At 60.8% G+C, this 25,824-nt stretch carries 23 protein-coding genes; 20 read left to right on the forward strand and 3 right to left on the reverse strand.

The features are described from left to right. The first annotated feature begins 3 nt into the window (after window positions 1-3). Genes MF268_RS20225 through MF268_RS20250 form a run of 6 tightly spaced genes read left to right on the forward strand, consistent with a single transcriptional unit; the run spans window position 4 to window position 4,991 of the window. On the forward strand, window positions 4-1,218 hold the full coding sequence (locus MF268_RS20225) for an acyl-CoA dehydrogenase family protein (protein WP_051360508.1): 1,215 nt from the start codon (window positions 4-6) through the stop codon (window positions 1,216-1,218). A gap of 15 nt (window positions 1,219-1,233) precedes the next feature. Continuing rightward, on the forward strand, window positions 1,234-2,433 hold the full coding sequence (locus MF268_RS20230; RefSeq protein ID WP_027238772.1) for an acyl-CoA dehydrogenase family protein: 1,200 nt from the start codon (window positions 1,234-1,236) through the stop codon (window positions 2,431-2,433). Window positions 2,434-2,444: 11 nt separating this feature from the next. Then, the gene (locus MF268_RS20235) at window positions 2,445-3,299 is read left to right on the forward strand and encodes an SDR family NAD(P)-dependent oxidoreductase (RefSeq protein WP_238372678.1); all 855 of its coding nucleotides are present in this window, start codon (window positions 2,445-2,447) and stop codon (window positions 3,297-3,299) included. Beyond that, a complete protein-coding gene (locus MF268_RS20240) occupies window positions 3,292-4,095 on the forward strand; it encodes an enoyl-CoA hydratase-related protein (RefSeq protein ID WP_238372679.1) in 804 nt (267 codons plus the stop codon). The genes MF268_RS20235 and MF268_RS20240 overlap by 8 nt, the downstream gene beginning before the upstream one ends. Window positions 4,096-4,107: 12 nt before the next feature. Then, window positions 4,108-4,590, forward strand: a complete 483-nt coding sequence (locus tag MF268_RS20245; RefSeq protein ID WP_238372680.1) for a PaaI family thioesterase — start codon at window positions 4,108-4,110, stop codon at window positions 4,588-4,590. Beyond that, the gene (locus MF268_RS20250; protein ID WP_027238768.1) at window positions 4,590-4,991 is read left to right on the forward strand and encodes a PaaI family thioesterase; all 402 of its coding nucleotides are present in this window, start codon (window positions 4,590-4,592) and stop codon (window positions 4,989-4,991) included. The genes MF268_RS20245 and MF268_RS20250 overlap by 1 nt, the downstream gene beginning before the upstream one ends. Before the next feature lie 15 nt (window positions 4,992-5,006). Here MF268_RS20250 and MF268_RS20255 read toward each other — a convergent pair whose 3' ends face one another. Further along, a complete protein-coding gene (locus MF268_RS20255; RefSeq protein ID WP_273545119.1) occupies window positions 5,007-6,338 on the reverse strand; it encodes a TetR/AcrR family transcriptional regulator in 1,332 nt (443 codons plus the stop codon). Window positions 6,339-6,464: 126 nt separating this feature from the next. On the opposite strand from MF268_RS20255, the gene MF268_RS20260 reads away from it, so the two are divergent. The 5 genes from MF268_RS20260 (at window position 6,465) to MF268_RS20280 (ending at window position 11,276) form a co-directional block, all read left to right on the forward strand. Continuing rightward, window positions 6,465-7,226 carry a glucose 1-dehydrogenase gene (locus MF268_RS20260; protein ID WP_111368607.1) on the forward strand — a complete coding sequence of 254 codons (762 nt, stop codon included), beginning with the start codon at window positions 6,465-6,467 and terminating at the stop codon, window positions 7,224-7,226. A gap of 102 nt (window positions 7,227-7,328) precedes the next feature. Further along, window positions 7,329-9,266, forward strand: coding sequence for an AMP-binding protein (locus MF268_RS20265; protein WP_238372682.1), 1,938 nt, complete (start codon window positions 7,329-7,331; stop codon window positions 9,264-9,266). Next, on the forward strand, window positions 9,263-10,117 hold the full coding sequence (locus tag MF268_RS20270; RefSeq protein ID WP_238372683.1) for an SDR family oxidoreductase: 855 nt from the start codon (window positions 9,263-9,265) through the stop codon (window positions 10,115-10,117). The genes MF268_RS20265 and MF268_RS20270 overlap by 4 nt, the downstream gene beginning before the upstream one ends. Further along, window positions 10,101-10,826 (forward strand): helix-turn-helix domain-containing protein, encoded by a 726-nt coding sequence (locus tag MF268_RS20275; RefSeq protein WP_238372684.1) that lies wholly within the window; start codon window positions 10,101-10,103, stop codon window positions 10,824-10,826. Before MF268_RS20270 ends, MF268_RS20275 begins: the two co-directional genes overlap by 17 nt. Window positions 10,827-10,847: 21 nt before the next feature. Then, complete coding sequence (locus MF268_RS20280; protein WP_238372685.1) at window positions 10,848-11,276, forward strand: PaaI family thioesterase; 429 nt, start codon at window positions 10,848-10,850, stop codon at window positions 11,274-11,276. A 20-nt stretch (window positions 11,277-11,296) separates the two neighbouring features. Here the strand turns inward: MF268_RS20280 and MF268_RS20285 are convergent, their stop codons facing one another. Further along, entirely contained in the window at window positions 11,297-12,817 is a 1,521-nt protein-coding gene (locus MF268_RS20285; protein WP_238372686.1) for a class I adenylate-forming enzyme family protein, read from the reverse strand. Between the two features lie 27 nt (window positions 12,818-12,844). Continuing rightward, window positions 12,845-14,878, reverse strand: coding sequence for an FAD-dependent oxidoreductase (locus MF268_RS20290; RefSeq protein WP_238372687.1), 2,034 nt, complete (start codon window positions 14,876-14,878; stop codon window positions 12,845-12,847). 93 nt (window positions 14,879-14,971) lie between these two features. Here MF268_RS20290 and MF268_RS20295 point away from each other — a divergent pair, with 93 nt between their 5' ends. Genes MF268_RS20295 through MF268_RS20335 form a run of 9 tightly spaced genes read left to right on the forward strand, consistent with a single transcriptional unit; the run spans window position 14,972 to window position 25,823 of the window. Further along, the gene (locus MF268_RS20295) at window positions 14,972-16,153 is read left to right on the forward strand and encodes an acyl-CoA dehydrogenase family protein (RefSeq protein ID WP_238372688.1); all 1,182 of its coding nucleotides are present in this window, start codon (window positions 14,972-14,974) and stop codon (window positions 16,151-16,153) included. Further along, window positions 16,150-16,929, forward strand: a complete 780-nt coding sequence (locus tag MF268_RS20300) for an enoyl-CoA hydratase/isomerase family protein (protein WP_238372689.1) — start codon at window positions 16,150-16,152, stop codon at window positions 16,927-16,929. The genes MF268_RS20295 and MF268_RS20300 overlap by 4 nt, the downstream gene beginning before the upstream one ends. Before the next feature lie 9 nt (window positions 16,930-16,938). After that, window positions 16,939-18,099, forward strand: coding sequence for an acyl-CoA dehydrogenase family protein (locus MF268_RS20305; RefSeq protein ID WP_238372690.1), 1,161 nt, complete (start codon window positions 16,939-16,941; stop codon window positions 18,097-18,099). Window positions 18,100-18,125: 26 nt separating this feature from the next. Continuing rightward, on the forward strand, window positions 18,126-19,517 hold the full coding sequence (locus tag MF268_RS20310; RefSeq protein WP_238372691.1) for a phenylacetate--CoA ligase family protein: 1,392 nt from the start codon (window positions 18,126-18,128) through the stop codon (window positions 19,515-19,517). Then, window positions 19,514-21,121: an acyl-CoA carboxylase subunit beta gene (locus MF268_RS20315; RefSeq protein ID WP_238372692.1), complete on the forward strand. Its 1,608-nt coding sequence runs from the start codon at window positions 19,514-19,516 to the stop codon at window positions 21,119-21,121. The genes MF268_RS20310 and MF268_RS20315 overlap by 4 nt, the downstream gene beginning before the upstream one ends. 10 nt (window positions 21,122-21,131) lie before the next feature. Then, window positions 21,132-23,138 carry an acetyl/propionyl/methylcrotonyl-CoA carboxylase subunit alpha gene (locus MF268_RS20320; RefSeq protein WP_238372693.1) on the forward strand — a complete coding sequence of 669 codons (2,007 nt, stop codon included), beginning with the start codon at window positions 21,132-21,134 and terminating at the stop codon, window positions 23,136-23,138. A 4-nt stretch (window positions 23,139-23,142) separates the two neighbouring features. Continuing rightward, the gene (locus MF268_RS20325) at window positions 23,143-24,102 is read left to right on the forward strand and encodes a hydroxymethylglutaryl-CoA lyase (RefSeq protein ID WP_238372694.1); all 960 of its coding nucleotides are present in this window, start codon (window positions 23,143-23,145) and stop codon (window positions 24,100-24,102) included. 12 nt (window positions 24,103-24,114) lie between these two features. Continuing rightward, window positions 24,115-25,029: an SDR family NAD(P)-dependent oxidoreductase gene (locus MF268_RS20330; RefSeq protein WP_238372695.1), complete on the forward strand. Its 915-nt coding sequence runs from the start codon at window positions 24,115-24,117 to the stop codon at window positions 25,027-25,029. Beyond that, window positions 25,029-25,823, forward strand: a complete 795-nt coding sequence (locus tag MF268_RS20335; protein ID WP_101657250.1) for a citryl-CoA lyase — start codon at window positions 25,029-25,031, stop codon at window positions 25,821-25,823. Before MF268_RS20330 ends, MF268_RS20335 begins: the two co-directional genes overlap by 1 nt. Window position 25,824 lies beyond the last annotated feature (1 nt).

The following is a 25,824-nucleotide window of genomic DNA, read 5'->3' on the forward strand; positions in this document are numbered from 1 at the left end:
GATATGACGACTCAAAGTGAGGCTATCGCGGCTGACCTGGAAGCCATCAGGGCAAACTATTCGTTGACCGACGAGCAACGCCAGATTGTCGATCACGTGGATCGTGTGTCGCGCGAGGTACTGCACCCGTTGCAGGCGCGCATGGACGAGGAAGAATGGTGGCCCGAAGACCTGTTCAAGCAAATGGGTGAGCTGGGCCTGCTGGGAATCACCGCTCCCGAGGAGCTGGGCGGATCGGGACAAGATGAATTCACCCAGGCGCTGGTGTCCGAGGTGATCTCGAAATGGAACCCGGCTGTGGGGTTGTCGCATGGCGCGCATGACAACCTGTGCCTGAACAACCTGCTGCGCAACGGGTCCGAAGAGCAGGTAAAGAAATACGTACCGGGCCTTTGCTCGGGCGAGCTTGTCGGTGCTCTGGGTCTGACCGAACCGGGTGCGGGATCCGATGCGCTTGGGTCCATGGCGACCACCGCGCGCCGTGACGGTGATGACTACGTCATCAACGGCTCGAAGATCTACATCACCAACGGCCCGATTGCCGACGTGATTCTGCTTTACGCAAAGACCGACAAATCGAAGGGCGCCAAGGGCATTTCCGCCTTCATCATTGAGACCGACAATCCCGGCTTCAAGGTGGCGCAAAAGCTCGATAAAATGGGCTTCCGAGGCTCTCCGACCGGAGAGTTGGTGTTCGAAGATTGCCGCGTGCCCGCATCCGCCATGGTGGGTGAGGAAAACACCGGCGTTTCGGTGGTAATGAGCGGGCTGGATCTGGAGCGTGCTATGGTTGCCTCAGTCTGCGTTGGCATGGCCGAACGCGCGCTGGAACTGGGTCTGGAATACGCCAAAATTCGCGAACAGTTCGGCAAGCCGATCGCAAGTTTCCAGATGATGCAGTCGAAACTGGCCGAGATCTACATCGAGGTCGAGACGGCGCGCGCCTTCGGGTATCGAGCGCTGGCCGCCTGTACGGGCCTGCCAAAAGGGGCCGGAGGCCGCGGCGAAATTCACAAACTGACTGCGGCGGCCTGTCTGTACGCCGGCGAGGCATTCAACAAGGCGGTGACCGAAGCCTGCCATATCCATGGTGGCTCTGGCTACATGCAGGACACCGAGATCAACCGGTTGTTCCGCGCCAACAAGTTGTTGGAAATCGGCGCGGGCACAAGCGAAGTCCGCAAGATCATCATTGCCGAAGAACTTCTGCGCGCCTGAGGGGGGGACGAAACCATGAACAAGCAACTTCGCAACGACACCGCTTTGCCAACACATTTCATGACGGAGGAGCAACAGGCTCTGGCCGATCAGGCCGGCAAGTTCTTCATGTCCGAGTTTCACCATCTGAATGCGGAAATGGACGACACTGATGACCTGCCGCCTTCGGTCTTTCCCAAGCTTGGCGAGATGGGCTATCTGGGCCTGAACGTGCCGCCTGAATTCGGCGGTGCGGGGCTGGATTTTACCTCGGCCTGTATCATCACCGAACAGCTTTCGCGGTCCTCTGCCGCCATCGGGCTAACCCATGTGGCCCACGACAACTTGTGCGTCAACAACATCTATCGCAACGCCAGTGACGACCTGCGCCGCAAGTATCTGCCGGGCCTTTGCGACGGCACGCTGATCGGCGCCCTGGGTCTGACCGAACCCGGCGCGGGGTCTGACGCGCTCGGTTCGATGCGGACCACGGCCAAAAAGGATGGAGACGACTACATCCTGAACGGTTCCAAGATCTACATCACCAACGGACCGATTGCCGATCTGGTCCTGGTCTATGCCAAGACCTCGCCGGAAAAAGGGGCCAAGGGAATTTCCGCCTTCATCGTTGAAACCGACACGCCAGGTTTCAAGGTTGCCCAGAAGCTCAACAAGATGGGCTTCCGTGGCTCGCCCACCGGGGAACTGGTGTTCGAAGATTGCCGCGTTCCGGCCAAGAATATGGTCGGCAAACTGGATGGCGGCGTTGCCGTGACGATGTCCGGGCTGGATCTGGAACGTGCCATCGTCTGCTTCAACGCAATGGGCATTGCGCAGCGGGCGCTGGATATTTCCATCGACTACGCCAAGACACGGCAGCAATTCGGCAAGCCGATCGCCAGTTTCCAGATGGTGCAGGCGATGCTGGCCGACATGTACACCCAGATCGAGGCGGCGCGCAGCCTGTCCTTGCGTACCGCGGCCATGTGTGAGGGCCTTGAAGAGGGCGAAGGCGGGCGTGGCGAGATCCACAAGCTCACCGCTGCGGCAATCTACAAGGCCGCCGAGGCGACATCCTTCGTGCTGGACAAGGCCGTCCAGATTCACGGCGGTTCGGGCTATATGCGCGATACCGAAGTGAACCGGCTCTACCGTACCGGTCGCGTGCTCGAGGTCGGCGCGGGCACCCAGGAGGTGCGCAAGCTCATCATCTCTGGCGAACTTCTGAAAAACTAAGGGGTCGAAACATGAGCGAAGAAAAATCAAGGCGCTACGCGCCGGATCTCATGGCGGGACAGGTTGCCCTGGTCACGGGATCCGGATCAGGTATGGGCCGGGCGACAGCGCTTGAAATGGCCTCCTGCGGGGCCAGACTTGCGCTGTTTGCACGCCGGGAAGAGCCGCTGGAGGAAACCGCCGAGATGATCCGGGCAGCGGGGGGCGAGGCGTTTGTCGTGCCCGGCGATACCCGTGACGAGGACAGCATCGAAACCGCGATGGAACGGATCAAGGACCATTACGGTCAGCTCGATGTTCTGGTGAACAATGCGGGCGGCCAGTACATCGCTGCCGCCCGCGATATCACCAACAAGGGCTTCGAGGCCGTGATCCGCAACAACCTGATCGGGTCATGGCAGATGACCCGCGCCGTTGCCGATCACTTCATGTATGACAACGGCGGATCGGTCGTGTTTGTCACCGCCATTTCAGCGCGCACCGCACTCACCGGCTTTACGCACACCGTCGCCGCCCGCGCTGGCGTGACCGGCATGATGAAGACACTGGCCGCCGAATGGGGCGAATACGGGATCCGTCTGAACTGTGTTGCGCCGGGCACGATCAAGACCGATGCGCTTGGCCGCTACCCCATTTCACCGGAACAGTGGAAGAAGCTTAACCGCTCGGTCCTGAACCGGATGGGTATGGCCGAGGACATTGCCGGGACAATCATCTTCCTGGCGTCCGATCTGGGGAATTTCATCACCGGCGAAGATATCTATGTGGACGGTGGGGAAACCCTGCATATGGGCCACGATGCCCGCGACATGATCAATCCCGACATGTTCGAAAAACGCGAACGCGGAGATGGAAAGAATGAGTAAGCAACCCGTCCTTTTGGACATTTGCGACAGGATCGCCACGGTCACGCTGAACGATCCCGAGCGTCGCAACCCGATCACCGGTAATGAAATGATCGCCGCCCTTCTGGACACATTCGCCAAGGTGCAGGCAGACCCGCAGGTCAGCGTCATGATCCTGACCGGCGCCGACCCGGCCTTTTGTGCCGGCGGCGACATCAAGGAGATGAACGACCCCGACAGCATCTTTCGCAAGGAGCCGCTTGCGGCGGCGCAGAGCTATGTCGATGGGGTGCAGCGCCTGCCACAGGCGCTCTATAACCTGGATGTTCCGACGATCGCCGCGGTCAACGGACCCGCGGTCGGCGCGGGGTGCGACCTGACCATGATGTGCGACATGCGCATCGCATCGGAGAAAGCAAAGTTCGGCGAGGTATTTCTGAATCTCGGGATTATTCCGGGCGATGCAGGCAGCTGGTTCCTGTTGCGTCGTCTGGGCCACCAGAAGGCCGCCGATCTGACCTTCTCGGGGCGCATGGTCGAGGCCGAAGAGGCACTGGAGCTTGGCATGGTGCTTGAACTTGTGCCCCATGAAAAATTGATGGAACGGGCCCGCGAACGGGCCGCCGTGATCGCCGCGAAACCACCGCGCGCGGTGCGAATCGCCAAGCGTCTGATGCGCAATGCCGAACGAATGGATCTACCAGATTTCCTGAATTCCGCGGCGGCCTATCAGGCACTCATGCATCAGACCGAAGACCACCACGAGGCGGTTGCTGCTTTCATCGAGAAACGAAAACCCAACTTCACTGGGCGTTAAAGGAAAGATCGCATGTCTGACATCACCAAAAAGAAGATGGAGGAAATCGCGCAAATGTGGAATGCGCGCGGCAAGGGTCTGATTACGCATATGGCGCTTGAGATCGAAGAGGTTTCGAGCGAAGGTGTTCGGGTTCGGATGCCGTTTAATCCGGATTTTTGCGTCGATGCGGACCAGACCCTGCTTCATGGCGGTATCCTGACGGCTCTCCTGGACAGTGTCTTCGGACTGGCAAACTTTGTGGCAATCGATGGCGTCAGCACCATGGCCACTCTCGACCTCAGAGTTGATTACCTGCGCCCCGCCTATTCGCGCGCGGATGTCATCGTTCGCGCGCATTGTTTTCGGAAGACCCGCCATATTGCCTTCAATTCCGGCAGCGTCTGGTTCGAGGGCCATGAGGATGCTGAAATTGCCCGTGGAACCGCCTCGTTTGCTTTGACGCGCGGCGGCACTGACCTGTTTGATGCGATGACTAAAGGAAAAACCTCGTGATGGATGTGCAAACTGCCAATGCCAATGTATCCAGGGTGCCGTTCTTCCGATTTCTCAATTTTGAGATCCGAAGCTTGGACAACCTTCATGCCGAGGCTGAAATGACCTTTGATGACCGCCATATCGGTAACCCTGTCATGGAGTACTACCATGGCGGAATCATCGCGAGTTTCATGGAAGCCACGGCCGCGATCGCGGTACAGCCCGACTTCGCGGATGTCCCGGCCAAGCCGATTAACCTGACCGTCGATTACCTCCGACCTGGCGTGAAGGGGCCGCTTTTTGCCCGCGCCAATGTGACGCGCAAGGGCAAGCGGATGGCGAGCGTCAGCGTGATCACCTGGCAGACGGACCGGGAAAAGGCGGTTGCGGAAGGGCTGTATCACTTCCTTCTGGTCTGACCACTGCGACTGCTTTCAGGGCGTGCCTTGTCCTGTAGACGGGGCGGTTTCCCGGTTGCAAATTCCTTCCAGCAGAAGCTTGATGAGCATACCGGAGAACTCAGGCAGTGAGAGATACCCTTCCACTCCTGCCTTGTTCGGGTCGAACCACTCTACCGTCCAGTTCAAGGCACCCAACATCACCTGGCGCAAAGGAACGATCTTGATATCCGACCTTATCGCACCGTCTTGCTGCGCTTCGCGAAGGATCATGTCCCAAAGTCGCCCGTAGTCGTGGCGAATGCCTCGGTGCCTTTCCCGAAAGTGGTTGGGCAGCATCCCATAACTTCTGATGTTCGCTGAGGTGAACTCGCTTGCCTTAAAGAGAAAATCCAGATGCGTCCAGATTGCGGTTGCTATTCTGGTGTGATGATCGCATGGGGAATCGAACTTCTGAACGGCTGCACTGACACCGGATAGCAGATCGCTTAACCCTTCGTTGAGTACCTCGTCCACGATCGCTTCCTTGGATTTGAAATGGTAGTAGACGCTACCCGCCTTCATGTCCGCTTCGTCAGCGATCTTCCGCAGCGTTGTCGCCTTGTAGCCATTGTCCCTCAGAACGCGCGCCGCCACTCGCAGGATCTCTGCGCGGGTCTTCGCGGCCTTGCCGTTGGTATCAAGGATATTGACGGGAGCGGCGGGGGTCAGCTTCAGACCTTCTGTTTCAGCTCTGCGATCCAAACACATACCGTCAAGTATCAGCTTGCTCATACGTTCAGCGAGGATGTGCACCGGATACTTTTCGACATCGTACCATTCCACGGTCCAGTTCATGGCACTCAGGATGAACTGGCGGATCACAGTAATGGATATGTCACTTCGAAGGTGACCGTTACGTTTTGCTTCATTCAGGAAACTGCCCCAGGCCCCTGCATAAGAGGCACGCAACTCACGGTGAGGCGCGCGGGTTTCATCCGACAACATCGGATAGTTCCGGATATTGGCCGAGGTGAAATCGCTCTCAGTCAACAGGTAGGTCAGGTGTGTTTCGATCAGCAATGCGAAGGTCTTGCGGAAATCCTCCGGGTTCTTCTTTGCAACCCGAACAATTTCTCGGACCTCCTCGTAGAGCTGACGGACACCAAGTTCGAGAACCTCGCTCAGAATCTGGTCCTTGGATTGAAAATGGTAGTATATGCTGCCGGCCTCAACGCCTGCTTCCTGCGCGATGTCGCGCATCGTCGTCGCGTAATAGCTTTCGTACCGAAAAAGTCGAGCGGCCGCCGAGAGAATGGCTTCACGTGTCCTCTCTGACTTGCTCAGATCTTCATTCACTGTGTTGGTTGCGTCAGTTCTTATTGCCATTCAATGTCGATACTCGTTGGCCACAAAGCTGTCCATTGCATTAAATCTAACAAATGTTAGAATGCACCAAAGAACGTCTCGAATCAAGTTCTTTACCAAGGTATAGCGGAAGAGGAGGACCTCCATATGCGAGGGTTGAGTGGGAAACGGGTCATCGTGACCGGCGGCGGCAGCGGCATCGGTCGCGCGGTTTGTGGACGGTTCGGCGAAGAAGGTGCCGAAGTCGCCGTTTTCGATCTGAACAAGGATGGGGCGGAAGAAACTGTCCGACTGATCGCCGAGGCTGGCGGAAAGGCGCAGGCCTTCAAGGTAGACATCACCGACCGCACCCAGATCGACACGGCGGTGACCGAGTTCGAGGCCGGAGGTCCGATCGACGTGCTGGTGAACAACGCCGGCTGGGACGAAAGTAGGCTGTTCCTCGACACCGATGCCGAACTTTGGAAGAAGGTCATCGACATCAACCTCTATGGCCCGCTGAACATGCACCACGCGGTGCTGCCGGGCATGGTAAAGAACGGCGGCGGCCGTGTGGTGAATATCGCGTCCGACGCGGGTCGTGTCGGATCATCGGGCGAGGCCGTCTATTCGGCCTGCAAGGGCGGCATCATTTCCTTTACAAAGACCGTAGCTCGAGAACTAGCGCGCAAGGGGGTTCAGTTGAACGCTGTCGCGCCCGGCCCCACGGACACACCTTTGTTCGCCGAATTCGCGCAAGGTGAAGCTGGCGAAAAGATTGCCGAGGGTCTCAAGCGGGCGATCCCGATGAAGCGCCTGGGGCAACCTTCCGACTATCCCGGCATCATCTGTTTTCTTTCATCCGACGACGCAGGGTTCATCACAGGCCAAGTAATTTCGGTTTCAGGCGGCTTGTCGATGCACGGCTAGTCGTTGGTCGCAGCCCTTGTCACAGGGCGCTGCTGCCAAGAGATACCTCCCCTACTGGCCGCGCCTTATGTGCGGCCCTTTTTCATTGTAGAAAGGTGAAGAATGTTTCGGCCAGACTCTGACATTCAACGTTCGAGCACGCTGACCGCTTTTCTGAAGGACTGCGGTATCGACAGCTACAAGGATCTCGCCCGCCGCGCCAATGAGGAGCCGGACCGGTTCTGGAGTCGGATCATTGACCATGCTGGTATTCGGTTCAGCAAGCCGCACACGGTGCTGCGGGATATTTCCGACGGGCCTGAATCGATCAAATGGGCCGTCGGAGGCACTTTGAATCTTACGGAAACCTGTCTTGATGCCCGAATTGCCGATGGCCGAGGCGAAAAGGTCGCGATCGACTGGGTCGGTGAAGACGGAAGTCGCCGCCGCTGGACCTATTCCGAACTTGCTGCCGAAGCCTCCCGCGTCGCCTCTGCCCTTGCCGTCCGCGGGGTGCGGCCGGGTCAGGCGGTGGGCATCTATATGCCGATGATCCCCGAAATCGAGGCCGCGCTTTTGGGTATTGCCCGACTGGGCGCGGTCGCGGTACCGCTGTTTTCCGGCTTTGCGCCCCATGCCATCATCTCGCGCCTAAACGATTCCGGTGCCGTGGCGGTGCTGACAGCGGATGCCACACCCCGGCGAGGCAAGCCGGTCTGGATGGAGGCGGCGCTTGCCGAAGCCCTGACCGAGGTGCCTTCGGTGCACACCGTGGTCAGCCTGCGACGGTTCGGCGGCGCGGCGGCCGATCCGGCCCGCGATCTCGACTGGACCGAAACCGTGGGCCCCGCCAGTCCGGAGTTTACCGCCGTTCCGGTCAAGGTCGAAGATCCCTTCCTTATCGCCTATACATCGGGCACCACCGGGCGGCCAAAAGGCGTCGTGCATACCCATTTGGGGGTGCAGGCCAAGGCCACGGCCGATTTCCTGCTTTGCCTAGACATGAAACAGGATGACCGGCACCTGTGGATGACCGACATGGGATGGGTCATGGGACCGCTCACCCTTTTGTCGGTGCTGCTATCGGGTTCAACGCTGGTGCTCGCGGAGGGCGCACCTTCGATGCCCGGCGATCCGTTCAGACTTTTGCGTCTTGCGTCCGAGATGGAGGTCACGCATCTCGGCGTGGCTCCGACCCTGGTACGGCAGTTCATGACGCAGGAGGCCGGTCCTCTGTCTAACTACGACTTGTCGCCTGTGCGCATCGTCGCCTCGACCGGTGAACCCTGGACCGACGACGCCTGGCTCTGGCAACTGGACCACATCTGCTGCCGCCGCGCGGTGCCGCTGAACATTTCGGGCGGGACCGAGTTGTTCGGCGCGATCCTGACCTCGACCGTGCTGCATGAAATCAAGCCCGGCGGATTTTCCGCCCAGGCATTGGGTGTCGGGGCCAAGGTGCTGCGCGAGGACGGCAGCGAAGCCGCGCCGGGCGAAGTGGGCGAACTGGTCGTTACCCAGCCGCCTCTGGGGCTGACCCCGGCCATTTGGGGCGACCGGGATCGCTATCTTGAGACCTATTGGTCCACCTACCCCGGCCTCTGGCGGCACGGTGACTGGGTGCGCTGCGATCCGGACGGGACATGGTTTATCCTGGGCCGGTCGGACGACACGCTGAACCTCGCCGGTAAACGGATCGGCCCGCCCGAGATCGAGGCGGCCCTGACTGAGAGCGGAGAGGTGGTGGATGCCGCCGCCATCGCGGCACCTGACGACATCAAGGGTGTGGCCGTCGTCTGCGTCTGTGTGGCGGCACCGGATGTGTCGCCGGACGCGGACCTCGTGGACCGGCTCAAGGATCGGGTCGGAGAGATCGTCTCGAAACCCTTCCGCCCGCGCGAGATCCACTTCGTCGAGGCGCTGCCCAAGACGCGTAGCATGAAAACCATGCGCCGGATAGTGCGCGCCGCCTTTCTCGGTGAAGATCCGGGCGATCTGTCGTCGATCAGCAACCCGGAAACCATTCAACCCATCGCAGACCTGCAAAAGGAAAAGCCATGATCACTGTTTTCGGAGCCACGGGCACCACCGGCGCGCCTCTTGTCGATACGCTTTTGGCAAAGGGCGCAACCGTGCGCACTGTCACCAGCGACCCCTCCAAGCTCGACGCGCTCAAGGCCAAGGGATGCGATGCGGTCGCCGCGGATTTCACCGATCCCGCCGTGCTGGCGCGGGCCTGTGACGGGGCAGAAAAGATATACCTGGTCACGCCTGCCCATCTGGACATGCGCCAGTGGAAGGCGAACGTGATCAAGGCAGCCAAGGCGGCGGGCGTGCGCCATGTTGTCGTGGCGACCGGGCTTGGCGCCTCGCCCAAGGCGGGGCTGACCTTCGGCAAATGGCATTCCGAAACCCAGGAACTCTTGAAGCAAAGCGGCCTTGACTGGACCTTCGTTCAGCCGACCTATTTCATGCAGAACCTGCTGTGGCAGGCCGGCAACATTGCGAAGGACGCGGTGTACTACGATGATCTGGGCGGCCCCGTGGCCTGGATCGACGCCCGCGACATCGCGGATGTCGCCGCCGAGGCGCTGACCGCTCCGGGGTACGAAGGCAAGGCTCTTGGTTTGACCGGGCCCGAAGCCCTTGCCGCAGAAGATATTGCCGCCCTCCTGTCCGAGGTGGCAGGCCGGACTGTCACCTGTGCCCCCCTGTCGGCCGAGGATGCGAAAGCGGGCATGGTGGCCGGTGGGATGCAGGATGAGGTCGCCGGAGCCATGGTCGAACTGGCCTCCCTCGCGCCCAAGGGCTACCTTGCCGGCATCGAGACAACGGTCAGCGACGTGTTGGGCCGCCCGGCCCGTCGATTTGCTGGTTTCGTCGCCGAGAACCGGGATGCATTCGTGCAGTGACCTAGCGGCGCCGCCGCTCTATCTCGAGCTGGTGCCGCCTCTGGAAGCGGTCACACAGATCGATCACCTTTTCATGTTCCGCGATGCCGGTGTGCTTAGCCGTCGTGGAAGCGGGCGGTTCGCAACTGACCTCTTTACCCTTTCGATAACCTGCGACGACAGCGACGGGGCACGCGTTTCGCTGGCAGAACCGCGCCCTTGTTTCACGCCCCGCCCAAGGCCATTCCAGGGTGTCGTGGCCGGGCTGCGACTGTCGTCACGACCGCAGCGATTGACGGACTGCAAAGTGCTGGACATGCTGGCCTTGGAACTGGGCCGCGTACAGACCGAGGAGGATGACCTGCCTGCGCTTGTCGCGGTGCTTGACGGCCTCGCGAAAGGCCTGCGCTTTGCCGCGCCACCCGGAGCGTACAGCGACCGGACCGAACGTCGAAAGGTGCGGGCGGAAACCGGCGTGTCGCGGCGGAGGCTTGCGGCCTCGCGACGCTTTCGTCAGGCTCTCGGGCAGCTTGCGTCACAGACCCTGCCGCTGAGCGATCTGGCGCTGGACGCCGGATATTACGATCAATCTCATTTGTCCGCCGCTTGCCGGACCTTTGCCGGCAAACCGCCCGGCGCGTTGCGCGCTCAGTCCGCAACGATTCGATTTGGCCTTTCGCTACAAGATGCGCGCCTCAAAGACCGTCTAAGAGTGGTCATCAATGAATGAAATCGAAGAGGAAGACCCGCCATGACGCGATTCGAACCGAAAAACGCCGACTATGACGCAAGCGTGCATGACAGTTTCAACCGCCAGCACGTGATGCATACTTTGGGGATCAGCATTGCCGAGTTGTCGCCCGGCCGCATTGTTCTGGAAATGGCACATCAGGATACGCTGACCCAGCAGCATGGTTTTTTACATGCCGGAATCGTTTCGACCGCGCTCGACAGCGCCTGCGGATACGCGGCCGTTTTGACAGCCGAATTCAAGATCAATCTGCTCAACCCGGCGGACGGCGAACAGTTTCGCTTCGTCGCTGACGTGGTGAAGCCGGGAAGGACTCTGACCATCTGCGAAGCGCGTGCCTATGCCGTGAAGGGCGAGGATGAGAAGCTGGTCGCAACGATGACCGGAACGCTTATGGCGCTTGTGGGACGAACCGGCGTGATGGGCTGACGACCGGGCTGGGGCGCAAATCAATCCGCGAGCCGGGCTTCTAGGACATGCCGCTGGACCTTTCCGCTGGTCGATCTGGGAAAATCCTCGAACGCGATAAAAAGAAACTCGCGCGGCCGTTTGTAGCCTGTAAGGTTGTCACGGCACAAATTCATCAGCGCTTCGGCATCCGGCCCGTCCTTGCTGCAGGCGACAAAGGCCACCGGACTTTCGCCCCATTTCACGTCGAATGCCCGTACTACCGCGGCATCAACCACACCGGGATGAGATAGAAGGACACGCTCGATCTCCGCAGGATAGACGTTCTCGCCGCCGGTCTTAATCAAGTATTTGGCCCGGTCCACAAAATCGATGGTGCGGTCCGCATTGCGCCGGAACAAGTCACCCATGTGGAAAAAGCCGTTGCGAAAGTCGCGGGCGTTGGCGTCGTCGGCGTTCCAGTACCCTGAAAACATTGTCGGACCCCGCACAGCCATTTCGCCCGGCGTCCCATCCGGCACTACGTGGTCGTCGGGATCGACCAGCCGAACCTCGCAAAATGCGCTGATGCGCTTGGAAAGCCGGTCCGGGGTAACACCCGGCGCAATCAGATCGGCGGTCCCCGGCGGCAGGCCGGTTTCAGTTGCGCCGAAAGAATTCAGATAGGGCGTGTCCAGAAGGGCTGTCAGTTCCGCGATCTGATGCGGCGGCACCAGATCGGCCATGGCGCCGCAAACCTTGATCCCCTTCACGGGCAAAGGGTTGGCGCGTCGTTCTGCGATAAAGGCGTCCAGCGCACCGGGCATCATCACGAACCAGCCGATCCGGTAGCGCGACAACGCTTCGTTGATCACTGCAGGCTGCAATCCGTCCACCATCACCACGGTCCCGCCCCGCAAGATCGTTGCCAGCGCATGATCGGTGGAGGCCATGTGGAACATCGGTGCCCAGGCGATGAACCCGTCACCGGGATCCAGCGCCAGTTGTGCCGCAAATGCCATGGATCGGGCGATATGCGCGCGGTGGCTGATGAGCGCCCCCTTGGGCAGGCCCGTAGTCCCCGAGGTATAAAGAATCGTCAGACCGGCCTCTGGATCGTCGACTATGGTTCCGATGCGCGGGTCCGGCTGGACCCCGGCAATGGCCGTTTCCAGGTCTGGCCCGACGGTCAGACAGGGTGTCGCCGCGACGGCCCGATACGCTTCTGAAAGATCCGGTTCGACAACCGCGAGCACCGGCGCGACCAGATCGATGCAGTGCCGCAGTTCATCGCGGGCGAGCCGCCAGTTCAGGCAAGCGACAATCGCGCCGATTCCTGCCGCTGCCAGTTCGACCTCCAGGTATTCTGAGCGGTTGTGCGACAGGATCGCGATCCTGTCGCCGGGCGCCACGCCTCGTGCCAGAAAGACAGCCGCCAGACGATCGACCCGCCCCAGCAATTCGCCGTAGGTCAGTCTCTTGCTGCCGTCCTCGATGGCCAGATCACCCGCGCAGTCCTGTGCGCGGGTTCGAAAGATCGAATACAGATCAGCGCGCCCTGCACGGACGACGTCGGTCAGCATGGTATCCTCACTTGCCAGGGTTTCGGTTCAGAGACTTTGCGCCAGACGCACCCCTTCATCAATGGCGCGCAGAGCATCAAGTTCGGCGGCCTCCTTTGCCCCGCCGATCATCGTAACCGTGACGCCGCGCGCGGCAAGCTCTTCTGCCAGGGCGCGTTCCGGCTCCTGGCCGGTGCATAGCACAATCGTATCGGCCGAGATGATCATTGGGCTTTCGTCCGTGAGGATATGCAGCCCCGCGTCGTCGATGCGGTCATAGGTCACCCCGCCCATCGCCTCGACCCCGTGTTTGCGCAGCGCGTTGCGCAGGATCCACCCTGTTGAAACTCCAAGCCCCGCGCCGGGTTTTGCTGCCTTGCGCTGAAGCATAACGACTTTGCGTCGCGACGGTTTCGGTGCCAATGGATCGCCAGCCAGGGCGCCCGGGGTGGCAAACTCGGGGTCCACGCCCCATGTTTCGCAAAAGGCGTCTGTGTTGGCGGCCTCGGCGGGTTCGGTCACCAGGAACTCGGCCACATCATGGCCAATGCCCCCTGCCCCCATCACCACGACACGGTCGCCCGCCTCGCGGTCACCGGACAGGATTTCCGCATAAGTCGCGACACTGGGATGGTCGATACCCGGCAGGTCGGGAACGCGGGGCGTGACCCCCGTGGCGATGACCACATGGTCGAAGCCGTCAAGATCGCTCATGTCTGCCCGCTGCCCCAGCCGCTGTTTGACCCCGTGCTTCTTCAGCAGACCGGCATAATACCGCAGGGTTTCGTCGAATTCGTCCTTGCCCGGCGCCGCGCGGGCCAGATTCAGCTGACCGCCCAGCTTGCCTTGCGCTTCGAACAGCGTGACATCGTGGCCCAGCCGCGCGGCCTCGGCCGCCGTGGCCAGGCCTGCCGCGCCACCGCCGACGACAGCCACTTTCTTTGGCGCGTCGGTTAGCGTGTCCCGGAATTCCGTTTCACGCCCAGCCCTTGGATTAACCAGGCATCCGACAGGCCGGTCCGAAAAGATGAAATCCAGACAGGCCTGGTTGCAGGCGATGCAGGTGTTGATTTCGTCAGCGCGGCCCTCGCGCGCCTTTTTCACGAAATGCGAATCGGCCAGAAACGGGCGCGCCATCGAGATCATGTCTGCATCGCCAGAGGCAAGGATGTCTTCGGCAAGCTCGGGTGTGTTGATTCGGTTCGAGGCGACCACCGGAATCGATACCGCCGCTTTCACGTTGGCCGCTGCCTTGCGCCAAGCACCGCGCGGCACCGGATAGGCAATCGTCGGCACGCGGGCCTCGTGCCAACCGATGCCGGTGTTCAGAATATCCGCGCCTGCGGTCTCGATCTTGCAGGCCAGTGCGGCAATTTCATCGGCTGGCGCGCCGCCTTCGACCAGATCGGCCGCCGAAATCCGATAGATGACAAGGAACTCCGGCCCGCAGCGTTCACGCACCGCGCGCACAATCTCGACCGGAAAACGGTGTCGGTTCTCGGCGCTTCCGCCCCAGTCGTCTTCACGTTTGTTGGTATGGGTCACGGTAAATTCGTTAATCAGGTATCCCTCGGACCCCATGATTTCGACGCCATCGAAGCCCGCAGCCTGCGCATTGGCGGCGGCCGCAGCAAAATCCTCGATGGTACGGAGAATATCGGCTTCGGTCATTTGACGCGGAACGAAACGGTTGATCGGAGCACGGATCGGCGAAGGGGCCACACAACCTTCGATTTTTGCATAGCGCCCGGCGTGGAGGAGTTGCGCGCAGATCAGGCTGCCTTCGGCCTGCACCGCCTCGCAGATCGGGCGCAGGCTGCGCGCCTCTTCCGGGTCGTCGATTCGCGGACCTTCGGGATCGAATATGCCCTCGGCATTGGGGGAAAACCCGCCGGTCACCAGAATCGCCGCCTCCCCCCGCGCCCGCTCAGAGTAAAAAGCGATCTGTTTGGCTATGCCGTCAGGCTCGGTTTCCAACCGCGTGTGCATCGACCCCATGATGACACGGTTTCGCAATGTATGCTGGCCTGCGCGGATCGGCGAGAGCATGGTCCCGAAGCTCTCCGTTGGCATATTTTCCATTGTGGGCATCCTCCTCAAAACTATACTTGATCTGTATTCTAACATTTGTTAGATTTTTGGAAAGAAGATTTTCGCTCATGGGGAGGAGCACCGATGCAATTCCAGCCTACAGACGAACAAAAAGCGTTTCGCGAAACCGCGAACCGCTTCGCAACTGAAAAGCTTGCGCCCACATATCAGGAGCGCGCAAGCGGCCATACCTTCGATCGTGCGCTAATCAGGGAGATGGGCGCACTGGGCCTGATTGGGGCCGATCTGCCCGAAGAATTCGGCGGACTGGGTGAAAGCTCTGTCACGTCAGGGATGATCGTCGAAGAGATCGCCTATGCCGATTTCAATGCAAGTTACGTGCAGCTTCTGGGCTCTCTCATGGGCGGAATGGTGGCCAAACACGCCTCCCGCGACATCGCGTCGGAATGGGTGCCCAAGGTTGTTTCGGGTGATGCCGTCATTGGTCTGGGTCTGACAGAGCCGCGCGGCGGATCGGACGCGGCGAACCTGATCCTCAAGGCCGAGAAATCCGGAAACGGTTGGCGGCTGAACGGTGAAAAGACATCCATGAGTTTTGCCAGTCAGGCCGATGCGGCGGTCGTCTTTGCCCGCACCGGCGATCCTAACGGTGGCTCACGCGGGGTCAGCGCCTTTTTTGTCGATCTGAACCAGGACGGCATCAAGCGCACGCATTTTGACGACATCGGCACCAAGCCCGTCGGGCGTGGGTCGGTGTTCTTTGACGACGTCTTCGTGCCGGCCGAAAACATGATGGCCGAACAGGATCGCGCCTTCGGAACGATCATGGCCGGGTTTGATTATTCGCGCGCACTGATCGGGCTGGAGTGCCTGGGTGCCGCGCAAGCGTCTGTGAATGAAACCTGGGCCTACGTTCAGGAACGCGAAGCCTTCGGGGCCCCGATCGTGCAGTATCAGGGCGTCAGTTTCCCGCTGGCCGAAGCTGAGACCCAACTGACCATGATGCGCCAGCTTTGCTATTACACGCTGGACCTGCGTGACCGCGGCCTGCCGCATACGTCCGAGGCGGCGATGTGCAAGTGGTACCTGCCCAAAACCGCCTGCGAGATCCTGCACCAGTGCCTGATCCTGCACGGGCATTACGGCTATACGACCGACCTGCCTCACCACCAGCGCTACAACGATGTGCTCGGCCTGCAGATCGGTGACGGCACAGCGCAAATCCAGAAGCTGGTGATTGCCCGCGAGAAGGTCGGACGGATGGCGCTGCAGTATGACAAGAAGGCGACGGGAGCACAGAAATGAACGATCCCATCATCGTCACGACCGAGGGCAACACCGGCATCATCGAGCTGGCCCGCCCCGAGAAATTCAATTGCCTATCACTTGACGTGCATGAGCGCATATCTGCCGCGCGTTCGGAATTCGAGGCGAACCCGGATATCCGGGCGATCCTCATCCGGGCGCGGGGCAAGCACTTTTGCACAGGCGCCGATCTGGTGGAAGTGAAAGGTAAATTGAACGATCCCGCCGCGCTGGATCACTTCATCGCCTTTGGCATGGACAACCTGCGTGCGCTCGAAACCTCCTCCCTCCCTGTCGTGGTGGCAGTGCAGGGGTTGTGTCTGGCCGGCGGGATCGAACTGATGTTGGCATGCGATGTGTGTTTCGCCGCCGAAACCGCTCAGTTCGGCGATCAGCATGCGCAATTCGGACTGATTCCCGGTTGGGGCGGCTCACAACGGCTAACGCGGTTGATGGGGCAGCGCCGGGCGCTCGACCTGATGTTCTCAGCCCGCTGGCTTGCGGCAGGAGAGGCCAAAGATGCCGGTCTGGTCAACTATATCGTGCCGGATGCGGAGTTGCATCAGACCGCGTTGGAATACTGTCAGAAAATCGCCACCCGCTCGCGTCCGGGTATCGCCGAGATGAAGCGACTTGCGCGGGAAGGCGCGGACCTGGGCATCGACCAGCAGATGCGGCTTGAGCTGGATGCCGCCGTACGCGCGTTGCCCGGTGATGACGTCACCGAAGGGCTCGACGCGTTCGAGAACCGGCGCACCCCTGAATTCAAGGCTTGAGGACGAAACATGGAATTCACTTTGAACGACGAACAGCGCCAGATTTACGAATACGGCGGCCAGTTGGCGCAGAAATACGACAATGCATATTGGCTGGACCACGCCCGCAAGCATGAATTCCCGCAGGAGATGTTCAAACAGATTGCTGATGACGGCTTTCTGGGCATCATGGTGCCCGAGGAATACGGCGGCGCCGGCCTTGGCATGACCGAAATGGCCCTGTTCATGGAAGGCACCGCCAATCACGGCATTCCGCTTCTGATGATGGTGGTCGGGCCGACCATGTCGCTGGCCCACATCGCCAGCCACGGGAGCGAATTCCACAAGAAGGAACTGCTGCCGGCCGCCTGCCGTGGTGATATCCAGTTCTGTTTCGCGATCACCGAACCGGGGGCCGGATCCAACACGATGAAGGCCACCACGCTGGCCAAGCGCCGGGGCAACCGGTTCAGCCTGTCGGGCGAAAAGACCTTTATCACCGGCGCCGAGGTATCGGACTATTGTCTGGTGGTAGCACGCACCAAGCCCCACACCGAAGTCAGCCGCAAGACCGACGGCTTCACGCTCTTTGCGGTGGACCTGAAGAAAAAGGGTGTCGACAAGCAGCGGGTGAAGATCTCGATCCCCCTGCCCGAAGAACAGTGGACCCTGTTCTTTGACGAGGTCGATCTGGGCCCCGAGGACGTTGTCGGCGAGGTTGACGAAGGGTTCTCGATTCTGTTCGACAGTCTCAACCCCGAACGCATCATCCTGGCCGCTTTGTGCTGCGGCATCGGCCGCTTCGCGCTGAACAAGGGGGTGGCCTATGCCTCCGAGCGCAATGTCTTCGATCAGCCCATCGGCGCGCATCAGGGCGTGCAGCACCCGATGGCCAAGGCGCACACAGCGGTCGAGATGGCCAGCCTGATGACCCGACGCGCGGCCTGGGAATTCGACAACAAGCTGCCCGCGGGGGCCTCGTCGAATATGGCCAAGTATGCCGCCGCCGAAGCCGGGATCGAGGCCGTGGATGCCGCGCTGCAGGCGCATGGCGGATCGGGCTTTACCGAGGATACGGGACTATACGAGATGTATCCGCTTGTACGCCTGCTGCGCACGGCACCCGTGAATCGCGAACTGTGCCTCAGCTTCATCGGCGAAAAGGTCATGGGTCTGCCGCGGTCTTATTGATCGCGCTGGCCGACAGGGAGGACGACATGCAATTTGGAATGCGCTTCCGGCGGGAGGATGCCGCCGACAAGGTAAACGATCGTTTCTGGCACGAAATCGAGGGCACGGCGCTCGAAGAGGTGCGCCGCATTCAGGAAGAGCGACTGCGTGCGCAGATGGCCTATCTCAAGACGAACTCCACCTTCTATCAGGAGAAGTTCGCCGAGGCCGGCGTGGAGTTCGACGATATTCGCACCATCGAAGACCTACAGAAGCTGCCCTATACCTACAAGACCGAGATCCGCGAAAGCCTGTCCGCCGAGCCGCCGTTCGGCAAACACCGCGCCGCGCCGATGGCGGACATCATTCAGATGCAAGCCTCATCGGGGACAACCGGCAGTCCGTCCTATGTGGCGCTGACCGAAGCGGATACCGAAATGTGGCACGAGATGACAGCGCGATGCTTCTTTGCCAATGGCGTGCGTCCCGGCGACATGGTGCTGCACGCGTTTTCGCTGGCCAAGGGCTTTGTCGGCGGCATCCCCGTGATGCAGGGATTGCAATACATGGGCACGATCGATGTGCCGGTGGGCGCGGATGGCGGTGCGGAACGGCTGCTGCGCGCTTGCGCCGACACGCGTCCGCGCTGCATCGTCGGCGCACCGAATTTCGTTCTGCACCTGGCTGAAAAAGCGCCAGAGGTGCTGGGATGCAAGGCCAGTGAGCTGGGCGTGGAACAGGTGATCGTCGGCGGAGAGCCCGGTGGTGGCATCCCGGCAATTCGCGCCAAGATCGAAGCGGCCTGGGGTGCAAAATGCACTGAAATGCTGGGCGGCACCGATCTGGGTGTGACCTACTGGGCCGAATGCGACGCCCAGTCGGGGATGCATATGGTCAACATGGACTATATCATCACCGAGCTGCTGGATCCCGAAAGCGGAGAAATCATCCCTTGGGAAAAAGGCGCCGAAGGCGAGATGATCTATACCGCGCTCGGCCGTCAGGCTAGCCCGGTGGTGCGGTTCCGGTCAGGTGATTATATTGAGGTCATCGACACCGAATGCTCCTGCGGGCGGACCGGCCCCAAGATCCGGTGCACAGGCCGGACCGACGACATGCTGATCGTGCGCGGTGCCAATGTTTTCCCGTCGGCCATCAACAGCGTCATCACCGAAATGGTGCCGGACACCAACGGCGTCATGCGCATCGTGGCCGATTTCAAAGGCCATACCACGCAGGGCGCGCTGACGGTGATCGTCGAGCGCGGTCCCGGTCGCGACGCTGCGGATGACGACGCCCTCAAGAAGAAAATCGAACAGCGGCTGCGCGACGCGCTCGTCTTCAAGGCCGACGTCCATCTGGTGGCGGCTGACACTTTTGAAAAACCCGGCGCCGCCAAGGTTGCCTTTGTTCTGAGAGAATACCCCGAGCTGCCATGACAAAAATGAAATCCCTACTCGATACCGGGTCCGATGACTTCCGGCAAAACGATACACAGTATCGCGACAAAGTCGGCGAGCTGCATACCCTTCGGCTTCTGCAACGCATTGGCGGTCCCGAAAAGGCACGGGACCGACACGTGAAGAAGGGCAAGATCCTGCCGCGGGAACGGATCGAGCGGCTGATCGACCCGGGCACCCCCTTTCTGGAAGTCGGGGAGCTTGCCGGGCTGAACAAATATGATGGCGTGCCACCGGGTGGCGGCATCATCACCGGCATCGGTGTGATCGAGGGCCGCCAGTGCATGATCATCGCCAATGACGCTACCGTTAAGGGCGGCACCTATTTCGGCATGACCTCGCGCAAGCACGTGCGCGCCCAGAAGATTGCCTGGAAGAACCGTCTTCCGGTTATCACGCTGGTGGATTCCGGCGGTGCCTTCCTGCCGGATCAGGAAAACATTTTCCCCGATGAGGGGCAGTTCGGATCGATCTTTCACCAGCAGATCGGCATGTCCGGTGACGGGGTGCCGCAGATCGCTGTCGTCATGGGGCCTTGCACCGCTGGCGGTGCCTATATCCCGGCGCTCTGCGATGAGGTGGTGATCGTGCGTGGCCAGGGCTTCATGTATCTTGGCGGGCCGGAACTGACCTTTGCTGCCACCGGCGAAAAGGTGGATGCCGAAGAACTGGGCGGCGGCAAGATGCACTCGTCCGTGTCGGGTGTGACCGACCATCTTGCCGAGGATGACGCCCACGCGCTGGCCATCACCCGCGAGATCGTCAGCCATCTGGGCGAAAAACCCCTGCCCCGCAAGACGCCCAAGACGCCGCGCGCGCCCGCCTATCCGGTCGAGGAAATCTACGGCATCGTCAGCCGCGACCCCAAGGTGCCAACCGACAACCGCGAGATTGTCGCACGGCTTGTGGATGACAGCGATTTCCACGAGTTCAAGCCGCTTTACGGCGACACGATCATGACCGGCTGGGGCCGCATCCACGGCCACGAAGTGGGCATTCTCGCCAATACCGGCGTGCTGTTCGTCGAGGCCGCGTTGAAGGCGACGCATTTCATCAACCTCTGCGTCCAGCGCGATATTCCGCTGCTGTTTCTGGCGGATGTGAACGGCTTCATGGTTGGCCGCGAGGTCGAACAGATGGGCATCGCCAAGGCGGGTGCCAAGATGATCACGGCCATGTCTTCGGCCCGGGTGCCAAAGTTTACCATCATCACCGGCGGCTCTTACGGGGCGGGATACCTGGCAATGCTGGGCCGCCCATTCCAGCCGGACGCAATGTTCGCCTGGCCAACAGGACGGTCCGCAATCATGGGGCCGGAACAGGCCGCCAGCGTGCTCGCGCAGGTCCGCGCACAGATCAACGAACGCGAAGGCAAAAGCTGGACCCCCGAAGAGGAGGAAGCCTTCAAGGCGCCCATCCGCAAGGAATACGAGGATTTTCAAGGTGCTTACAATTTTGCCTCTAACCTCTGGATCGACAGCGTGATCGAGCCTTGTGAAACCCGCGATGTCATGGCGCTCATGCTGGATGTGACCTCGCGCAGACCCAAGGCCGAAACCAATTTCGGCGTGTTCAGGATGTGAGGAGCGTATCATGAAAATCAAGACGCTTCTGATCGCCAATCGCGGCGAAATTGCCTGCCGGATCGCGCGTACCGCGCGGGGCAGCGGTATCACCCCTGTTGGCGTGCATTCCGAAGCCGACGCCAATGCCCTGCACGTCCGCGAGATCGGGCAATCAGTCTGCATCGGCGCCGGACCGGCGTCCGAGAGCTATCTGAAGATCGACGCGGTGGTTGCCGCCGCGAAATCGGTCGGCGCGGATGCGATCCACCCCGGTTATGGCTTTCTGGCCGAGAACTCCGATTTTGCCCGTGCGGTCGAGGCCGCCGGCATGATCTTCATGGGGCCAACGCCGGACACGCTTGACCGTTTCGGCGACAAGGCCAGCGCCAAGGAGGCCGCCGTGACCGCCAGCGTTCCGGTTATTTCGGGCGCTGAAGGCGCGCGGTCCGATCCCCAAGAGATCGCCGATGAAGTCCGCGCAATGGGCCTGCCCGTTCTGCTCAAGGCCGTCGGCGGCGGTGGCGGGCGCGGCCAGCGGCTTGTCACCGATGAGGCCACGCTTGTGGAAGACATCGAAGGCGCCCTTCGCGAGGCGAAATCCACCTTTGGCTCCGAAGGGCTGTTGCTGGAACGTTTCCTGCCAGAAGCGCGCCATGTCGAAGTGCAGATCGCGGGTGATGGCAAGGGGCACGTGGTGCACCTGTTCGAACGTGATTGCACGCTTCAGCGCCGTCACCAGAAGGTCATCGAAGAAGCTCCGGCTTGGGGACTGCCGCGCACGCTTCTGGACGACATCGCGCATGACGCGGTGCGCCTGGGTGAAACGCTTGACTATCGCGGCCTCGGCACGGTGGAGTTTCTGGTTGCAGGGGACGAGTATTTCTTTCTCGAGGTGAACCCCCGCATTCAGGTGGAGCACCCCGTCACCGAGGCGATCACCGGGCTGGACCTTGTTGCGCTTCACCTGCGCATTGCAGAAGGCGCGGGCCTTGGCCTGATGCAAGATGACCTCAAGATCAATGGCCACGCGGTCGAGGCGCGGCTTTACGCCGAAGACCCGGCGATGCAGTTCGCCCCCTCAACCGGCACCTTGACCACGCTCAGCCTGCCGGAAGGTTTGCGCATCGACAGCGGTGTCGAAGAAGGCGACGCAGTGACGCCCTTCTATGATCCGATGATCGCCAAACTGATTGTGCATGCGCCGGACCGGGAAACCGCCTTGGCGCGGCTGGCGACAGCCTTGGATCACGTCGCAGTTGAGGGTGTGCAAACCAACCGCGCCTTTTTGAAAGCACTGGCGCGCAATCCCGAATTCGAACAGATGCAGGTTCATACGCGCTGGATCGACGGCAGGCTTGACGCACTGACGTCCCCCCCCGCCCTTGCGCGCCCCGAGTTGTGGAAAGCGGCCGCTGCCGTTCTCTTCGTGGCGTCCGACCGGCGTGACCCATGCGCGGACCCTTGGACCAATCTTTCCACGTTCACTGGCTGGCGGCTTGGCCTGGGCGGTGACCCGCTTGAAGCGGGACAGCGCGTAACATTGACCGACACGACCGGTGCATCCGAAGAACTGCGCGTCGGCCCTGTAAAATCCGGGGACCGATACGCCGTGATCGCAGAAGACGGCACCAGGATCATCCTCGCCGTGCGTGAAATTTCGCCCGGTAGCTGGCGCGTCGCGGAAGGTGAGTCCATCTTTGTGCTCGCCGCGCGCCGCCACGCTGGCGTGATCGAAATGGACACGCCCGAAGGCCGCCTTGTTTTCCGTCCAGCAGCCCCGCTTGACTTTGCGGGCGGCGATGCGGCGGCAGATCGGTCTGTGGCCTCGCCGCTGACCGGCATGATTGTCGAGGTCAAGGTTGCAGACGGGCAGACCGTGGCCGAAGGCGATGTGCTCGCGGTCATGGAATCCATGAAACTTGAAATCTCGATCCGCGCCACCGCAGCGGGGATCGCCAGCAACATATCCGTCTCGAATGGGGACATGGTCGATCGCGGCCGGGTCATCGCCGAGATTCTACCATCCGAGGAGTGATGAAATGAACGACTTTCCCAAATTTGTCGAATTTCGTGAAGAAGGCCCGCGTGAGGGATTTCAGATCGAAAAAAAGATCTATCCGATCGAAGAACGGATCGAACTGATCGACATGCTCAGCGAAACCGGTCTGAAGCGCATTCAGGTCGGTAGCTTTGTCAGCCCGAAATATGTGCCGCAGATGGCAGACACCGGGGAGTTGTTCCAGCGTATCAAGCGCAAGCCGGGCGTGAATTACACGTCGCTGTGGCTGAACGACAAAGGGTTTCGCAAGGCCCTGACGGCGCATGAGGTCGATATCGACCCGCGTCTGCTGTTCTATCCATCCGAGGCATTTGCCCAATCGAACAACAATTGTTCGTCCGCAGACATGCGGGAAAAACAACGCGACTGGGTTCGTCTTTACACGGAAGAGGGATATACGGTCGACGCCGCCTATGTGATGACGGCCTTTGGCTGCAACCTCGAAGGCCCCATCCCGCAAGAACGCATTCTGGACGATTTCCGCTTCATTCTTCAGCTTTGCGAAGAAGAGGACATCCCTGTGCCAATCCTTGTGATCGCCGACACCATGGGCTGGGGGAATCCCGAGGCGGTCAAACGAATGGTCGGCGCACTGCGCGAAATGTCGCCCGAGGCGCGCATCGGCATGCACATCCACGACACGCGGGGGCTTGGGATCGCCAATCTGCATGCCGCCCTGTCGATGGGCGTGGACATGTTCGAAAGCTCGGTCGCCGGTCTTGGCGGCTGTCCTTTCGCGGGCCACGGCCACGCCCGCGCCGCAGGCAATGTCTGCACCGAGGATGCGGTGTTCCTGTGTCACGAGCTCGGCATCGAAACCGGCATTGATCTGGACAAGCTGATTGCGGCGGCGGGTAAGGCGGAAGAGATCATCGGCGTACCGCTCATGGGCCGGGTCATGCATACCGGCGGCCTGGACAAGTATCGCAAGGCAAGCTGAGGGAGAATGAAGATGACAAAGGCACTTGATGGAAAGGTGGTTCTGGTCACCGGGGCCGGCGGTGGGATCGGGCGTGATATCGCCTTGATGGCAGCCTCCGAAGGCGCTGCCGTTGTGGTCAATGATCTGGGCGCATCTCTGAAAGGCAAAGGCCAGACAGAAACCGCAGCGCAGAAGGTCGTCGAAGAAATCAAGGCCGCAGGGGGCAACGCGATCGCTGATGGCGGCAACGTCACCGATCCCGACGCCGCGCGCGCCATGATCGAGACCGGTGTCAAGGAATTCGGCCGTATCGACGCGGTGGTGAACAACGCCGGCATCCTGCGTGACGGGTTCTTCCACAAGATGACATACGAGGATTTCGACGCGGTGGTGAAGGTCCACCTGTACGGCGCCTTCAATACCAGCCGCGCGGCTGCCGACTATTTCCGAGAACAGGAGGGCGGCGCGCTGGTGCACATGACTTCGACCTCGGGGCTGATCGGCAACTTTGCCCAAGCGAATTACTCCGCCGCCAAGCTGGGCATCGCTGCCTTTTCGAAATCGGTCGCGCTGGATCTCAAGCGCTGGAACGTGCGTTCGAACTGCATCGCGCCCTTCGCCTGGAGCCGGATGATCTCGTCTATCAAGACAGACACCCCGGAACAGGTGGCGCGTGTCGAGAAGATCAAGGAAATGACACCGGCCAAGGTCGCGCCAATGGCCTGTTTTCTGATGAGCGACCGCGCGGCTGACGTGTCCGGTCAAATCTTTGCGGTTCGCAAAAACGAGATCTTCCTGTTCAACCAGCCCCGCCCCGTGCGGTCGGTCCATTCCGGTGATGGCTGGACCGCCGATGAAATCGCCGAGCGCGCCATTCCCGCGCTCAAATCACAGTTCACGCCGCTCGAGGTTTCGGCGGATGTCTTTTCGTGGGATCCGGTCTAATGGGAAAACGCAAAGAAAAAATAAGCTCCGATATTGCCTGGAGCACCTCTGACAAGATCAGCGTGCGTGGCCTCGACCTGCCGAACGAGATCCTCGGGCACATGAACCTCGGCGATCTGGCGTTCCTGCAGTTGACGGGACGGAAAGCCACGCCCGAGGAAAGCCGGGTGTTCAACGCCATCGTCATTACCCTTGTCGAACATGGCATCACGCCTTCGGCTCTGGCGGCGCGGATGACTTACATGGGTGCGCCGGAATCGCTTCAGGCGGCCGTTGCGGCCGGGCTGTGTGGGCTTGGCACCGTCTTTGTCGGTTCGATGGAGGGTGCCTCGAAATTGCTTTACGAGGCGCTGCCGCAGGAAAAACTCGGCACCGGCGTCGATCTGGATGCGCTTGCCGTCGAAACAGTTGAAAAATTCCGCGCCCGCAAGGCCATCGTGCCGGGGCTTGGCCATCCGGTGCACAAGCCTGTCGATCCGCGCACGCCGCGCCTGTTCCAGATCGCCGCCGAAAACGGAAAATCCGGTGAATACATCGCGTTGATCCAGAAAATTCAGGCCGTCGCCGAAGAAAAATCGGGCAAGATGCTGCCGATCAACGCCACCGGGGCGATCGGTGCAATCTGCTGTGAATTCGGCTTCCCCTGGAAGATCGTGCGCGGCTTTGGCGTCATGGCGCGTGCCATCGGTCTGGTCGGTCATATCCTCGAAGAGAGCGAAAACCCGATTTCCTATGAGCTGTGGCAGCGCGCCGAACAGGAAATTCTTGAAACGTCGGGACCAGGAGCGAAGTAGC

Source organism: Heliomarina baculiformis (assembly GCF_019966545.1).
GTDB lineage: Bacteria > Pseudomonadota > Alphaproteobacteria > Rhodobacterales > Rhodobacteraceae > Heliomarina > Heliomarina baculiformis.

Coding starts and splice junctions, on each gene's coding strand:
- MF268_RS20225 (WP_051360508.1), top strand. CDS start 4: ATGACGACTCAAAGTGAGGCTATCGCGGCTGACCTGGAAGCCATCAGG.
- MF268_RS20230 (WP_027238772.1), top strand. CDS start 1,234: ATGAACAAGCAACTTCGCAACGACACCGCTTTGCCAACACATTTCATG.
- MF268_RS20235 (WP_238372678.1), top strand. CDS start 2,445: ATGAGCGAAGAAAAATCAAGGCGCTACGCGCCGGATCTCATGGCGGGA.
- MF268_RS20240 (WP_238372679.1), top strand. CDS start 3,292: ATGAGTAAGCAACCCGTCCTTTTGGACATTTGCGACAGGATCGCCACG.
- MF268_RS20245 (WP_238372680.1), top strand. CDS start 4,108: ATGTCTGACATCACCAAAAAGAAGATGGAGGAAATCGCGCAAATGTGG.
- MF268_RS20250 (WP_027238768.1), top strand. CDS start 4,590: ATGGATGTGCAAACTGCCAATGCCAATGTATCCAGGGTGCCGTTCTTC.
- MF268_RS20255 (WP_273545119.1), bottom strand. CDS start 6,338: ATGGCAATAAGAACTGACGCAACCAACACAGTGAATGAAGATCTGAGC.
- MF268_RS20260 (WP_111368607.1), top strand. CDS start 6,465: ATGCGAGGGTTGAGTGGGAAACGGGTCATCGTGACCGGCGGCGGCAGC.
- MF268_RS20265 (WP_238372682.1), top strand. CDS start 7,329: ATGTTTCGGCCAGACTCTGACATTCAACGTTCGAGCACGCTGACCGCT.
- MF268_RS20270 (WP_238372683.1), top strand. CDS start 9,263: ATGATCACTGTTTTCGGAGCCACGGGCACCACCGGCGCGCCTCTTGTC.
- MF268_RS20275 (WP_238372684.1), top strand. CDS start 10,101: ATGCATTCGTGCAGTGACCTAGCGGCGCCGCCGCTCTATCTCGAGCTG.
- MF268_RS20280 (WP_238372685.1), top strand. CDS start 10,848: ATGACGCGATTCGAACCGAAAAACGCCGACTATGACGCAAGCGTGCAT.
- MF268_RS20285 (WP_238372686.1), bottom strand. CDS start 12,817: ATGCTGACCGACGTCGTCCGTGCAGGGCGCGCTGATCTGTATTCGATC.
- MF268_RS20290 (WP_238372687.1), bottom strand. CDS start 14,878: ATGGAAAATATGCCAACGGAGAGCTTCGGGACCATGCTCTCGCCGATC.
- MF268_RS20295 (WP_238372688.1), top strand. CDS start 14,972: ATGCAATTCCAGCCTACAGACGAACAAAAAGCGTTTCGCGAAACCGCG.
- MF268_RS20300 (WP_238372689.1), top strand. CDS start 16,150: ATGAACGATCCCATCATCGTCACGACCGAGGGCAACACCGGCATCATC.
- MF268_RS20305 (WP_238372690.1), top strand. CDS start 16,939: ATGGAATTCACTTTGAACGACGAACAGCGCCAGATTTACGAATACGGC.
- MF268_RS20310 (WP_238372691.1), top strand. CDS start 18,126: ATGCAATTTGGAATGCGCTTCCGGCGGGAGGATGCCGCCGACAAGGTA.
- MF268_RS20315 (WP_238372692.1), top strand. CDS start 19,514: ATGACAAAAATGAAATCCCTACTCGATACCGGGTCCGATGACTTCCGG.
- MF268_RS20320 (WP_238372693.1), top strand. CDS start 21,132: ATGAAAATCAAGACGCTTCTGATCGCCAATCGCGGCGAAATTGCCTGC.
- MF268_RS20325 (WP_238372694.1), top strand. CDS start 23,143: ATGAACGACTTTCCCAAATTTGTCGAATTTCGTGAAGAAGGCCCGCGT.
- MF268_RS20330 (WP_238372695.1), top strand. CDS start 24,115: ATGACAAAGGCACTTGATGGAAAGGTGGTTCTGGTCACCGGGGCCGGC.
- MF268_RS20335 (WP_101657250.1), top strand. CDS start 25,029: ATGGGAAAACGCAAAGAAAAAATAAGCTCCGATATTGCCTGGAGCACC.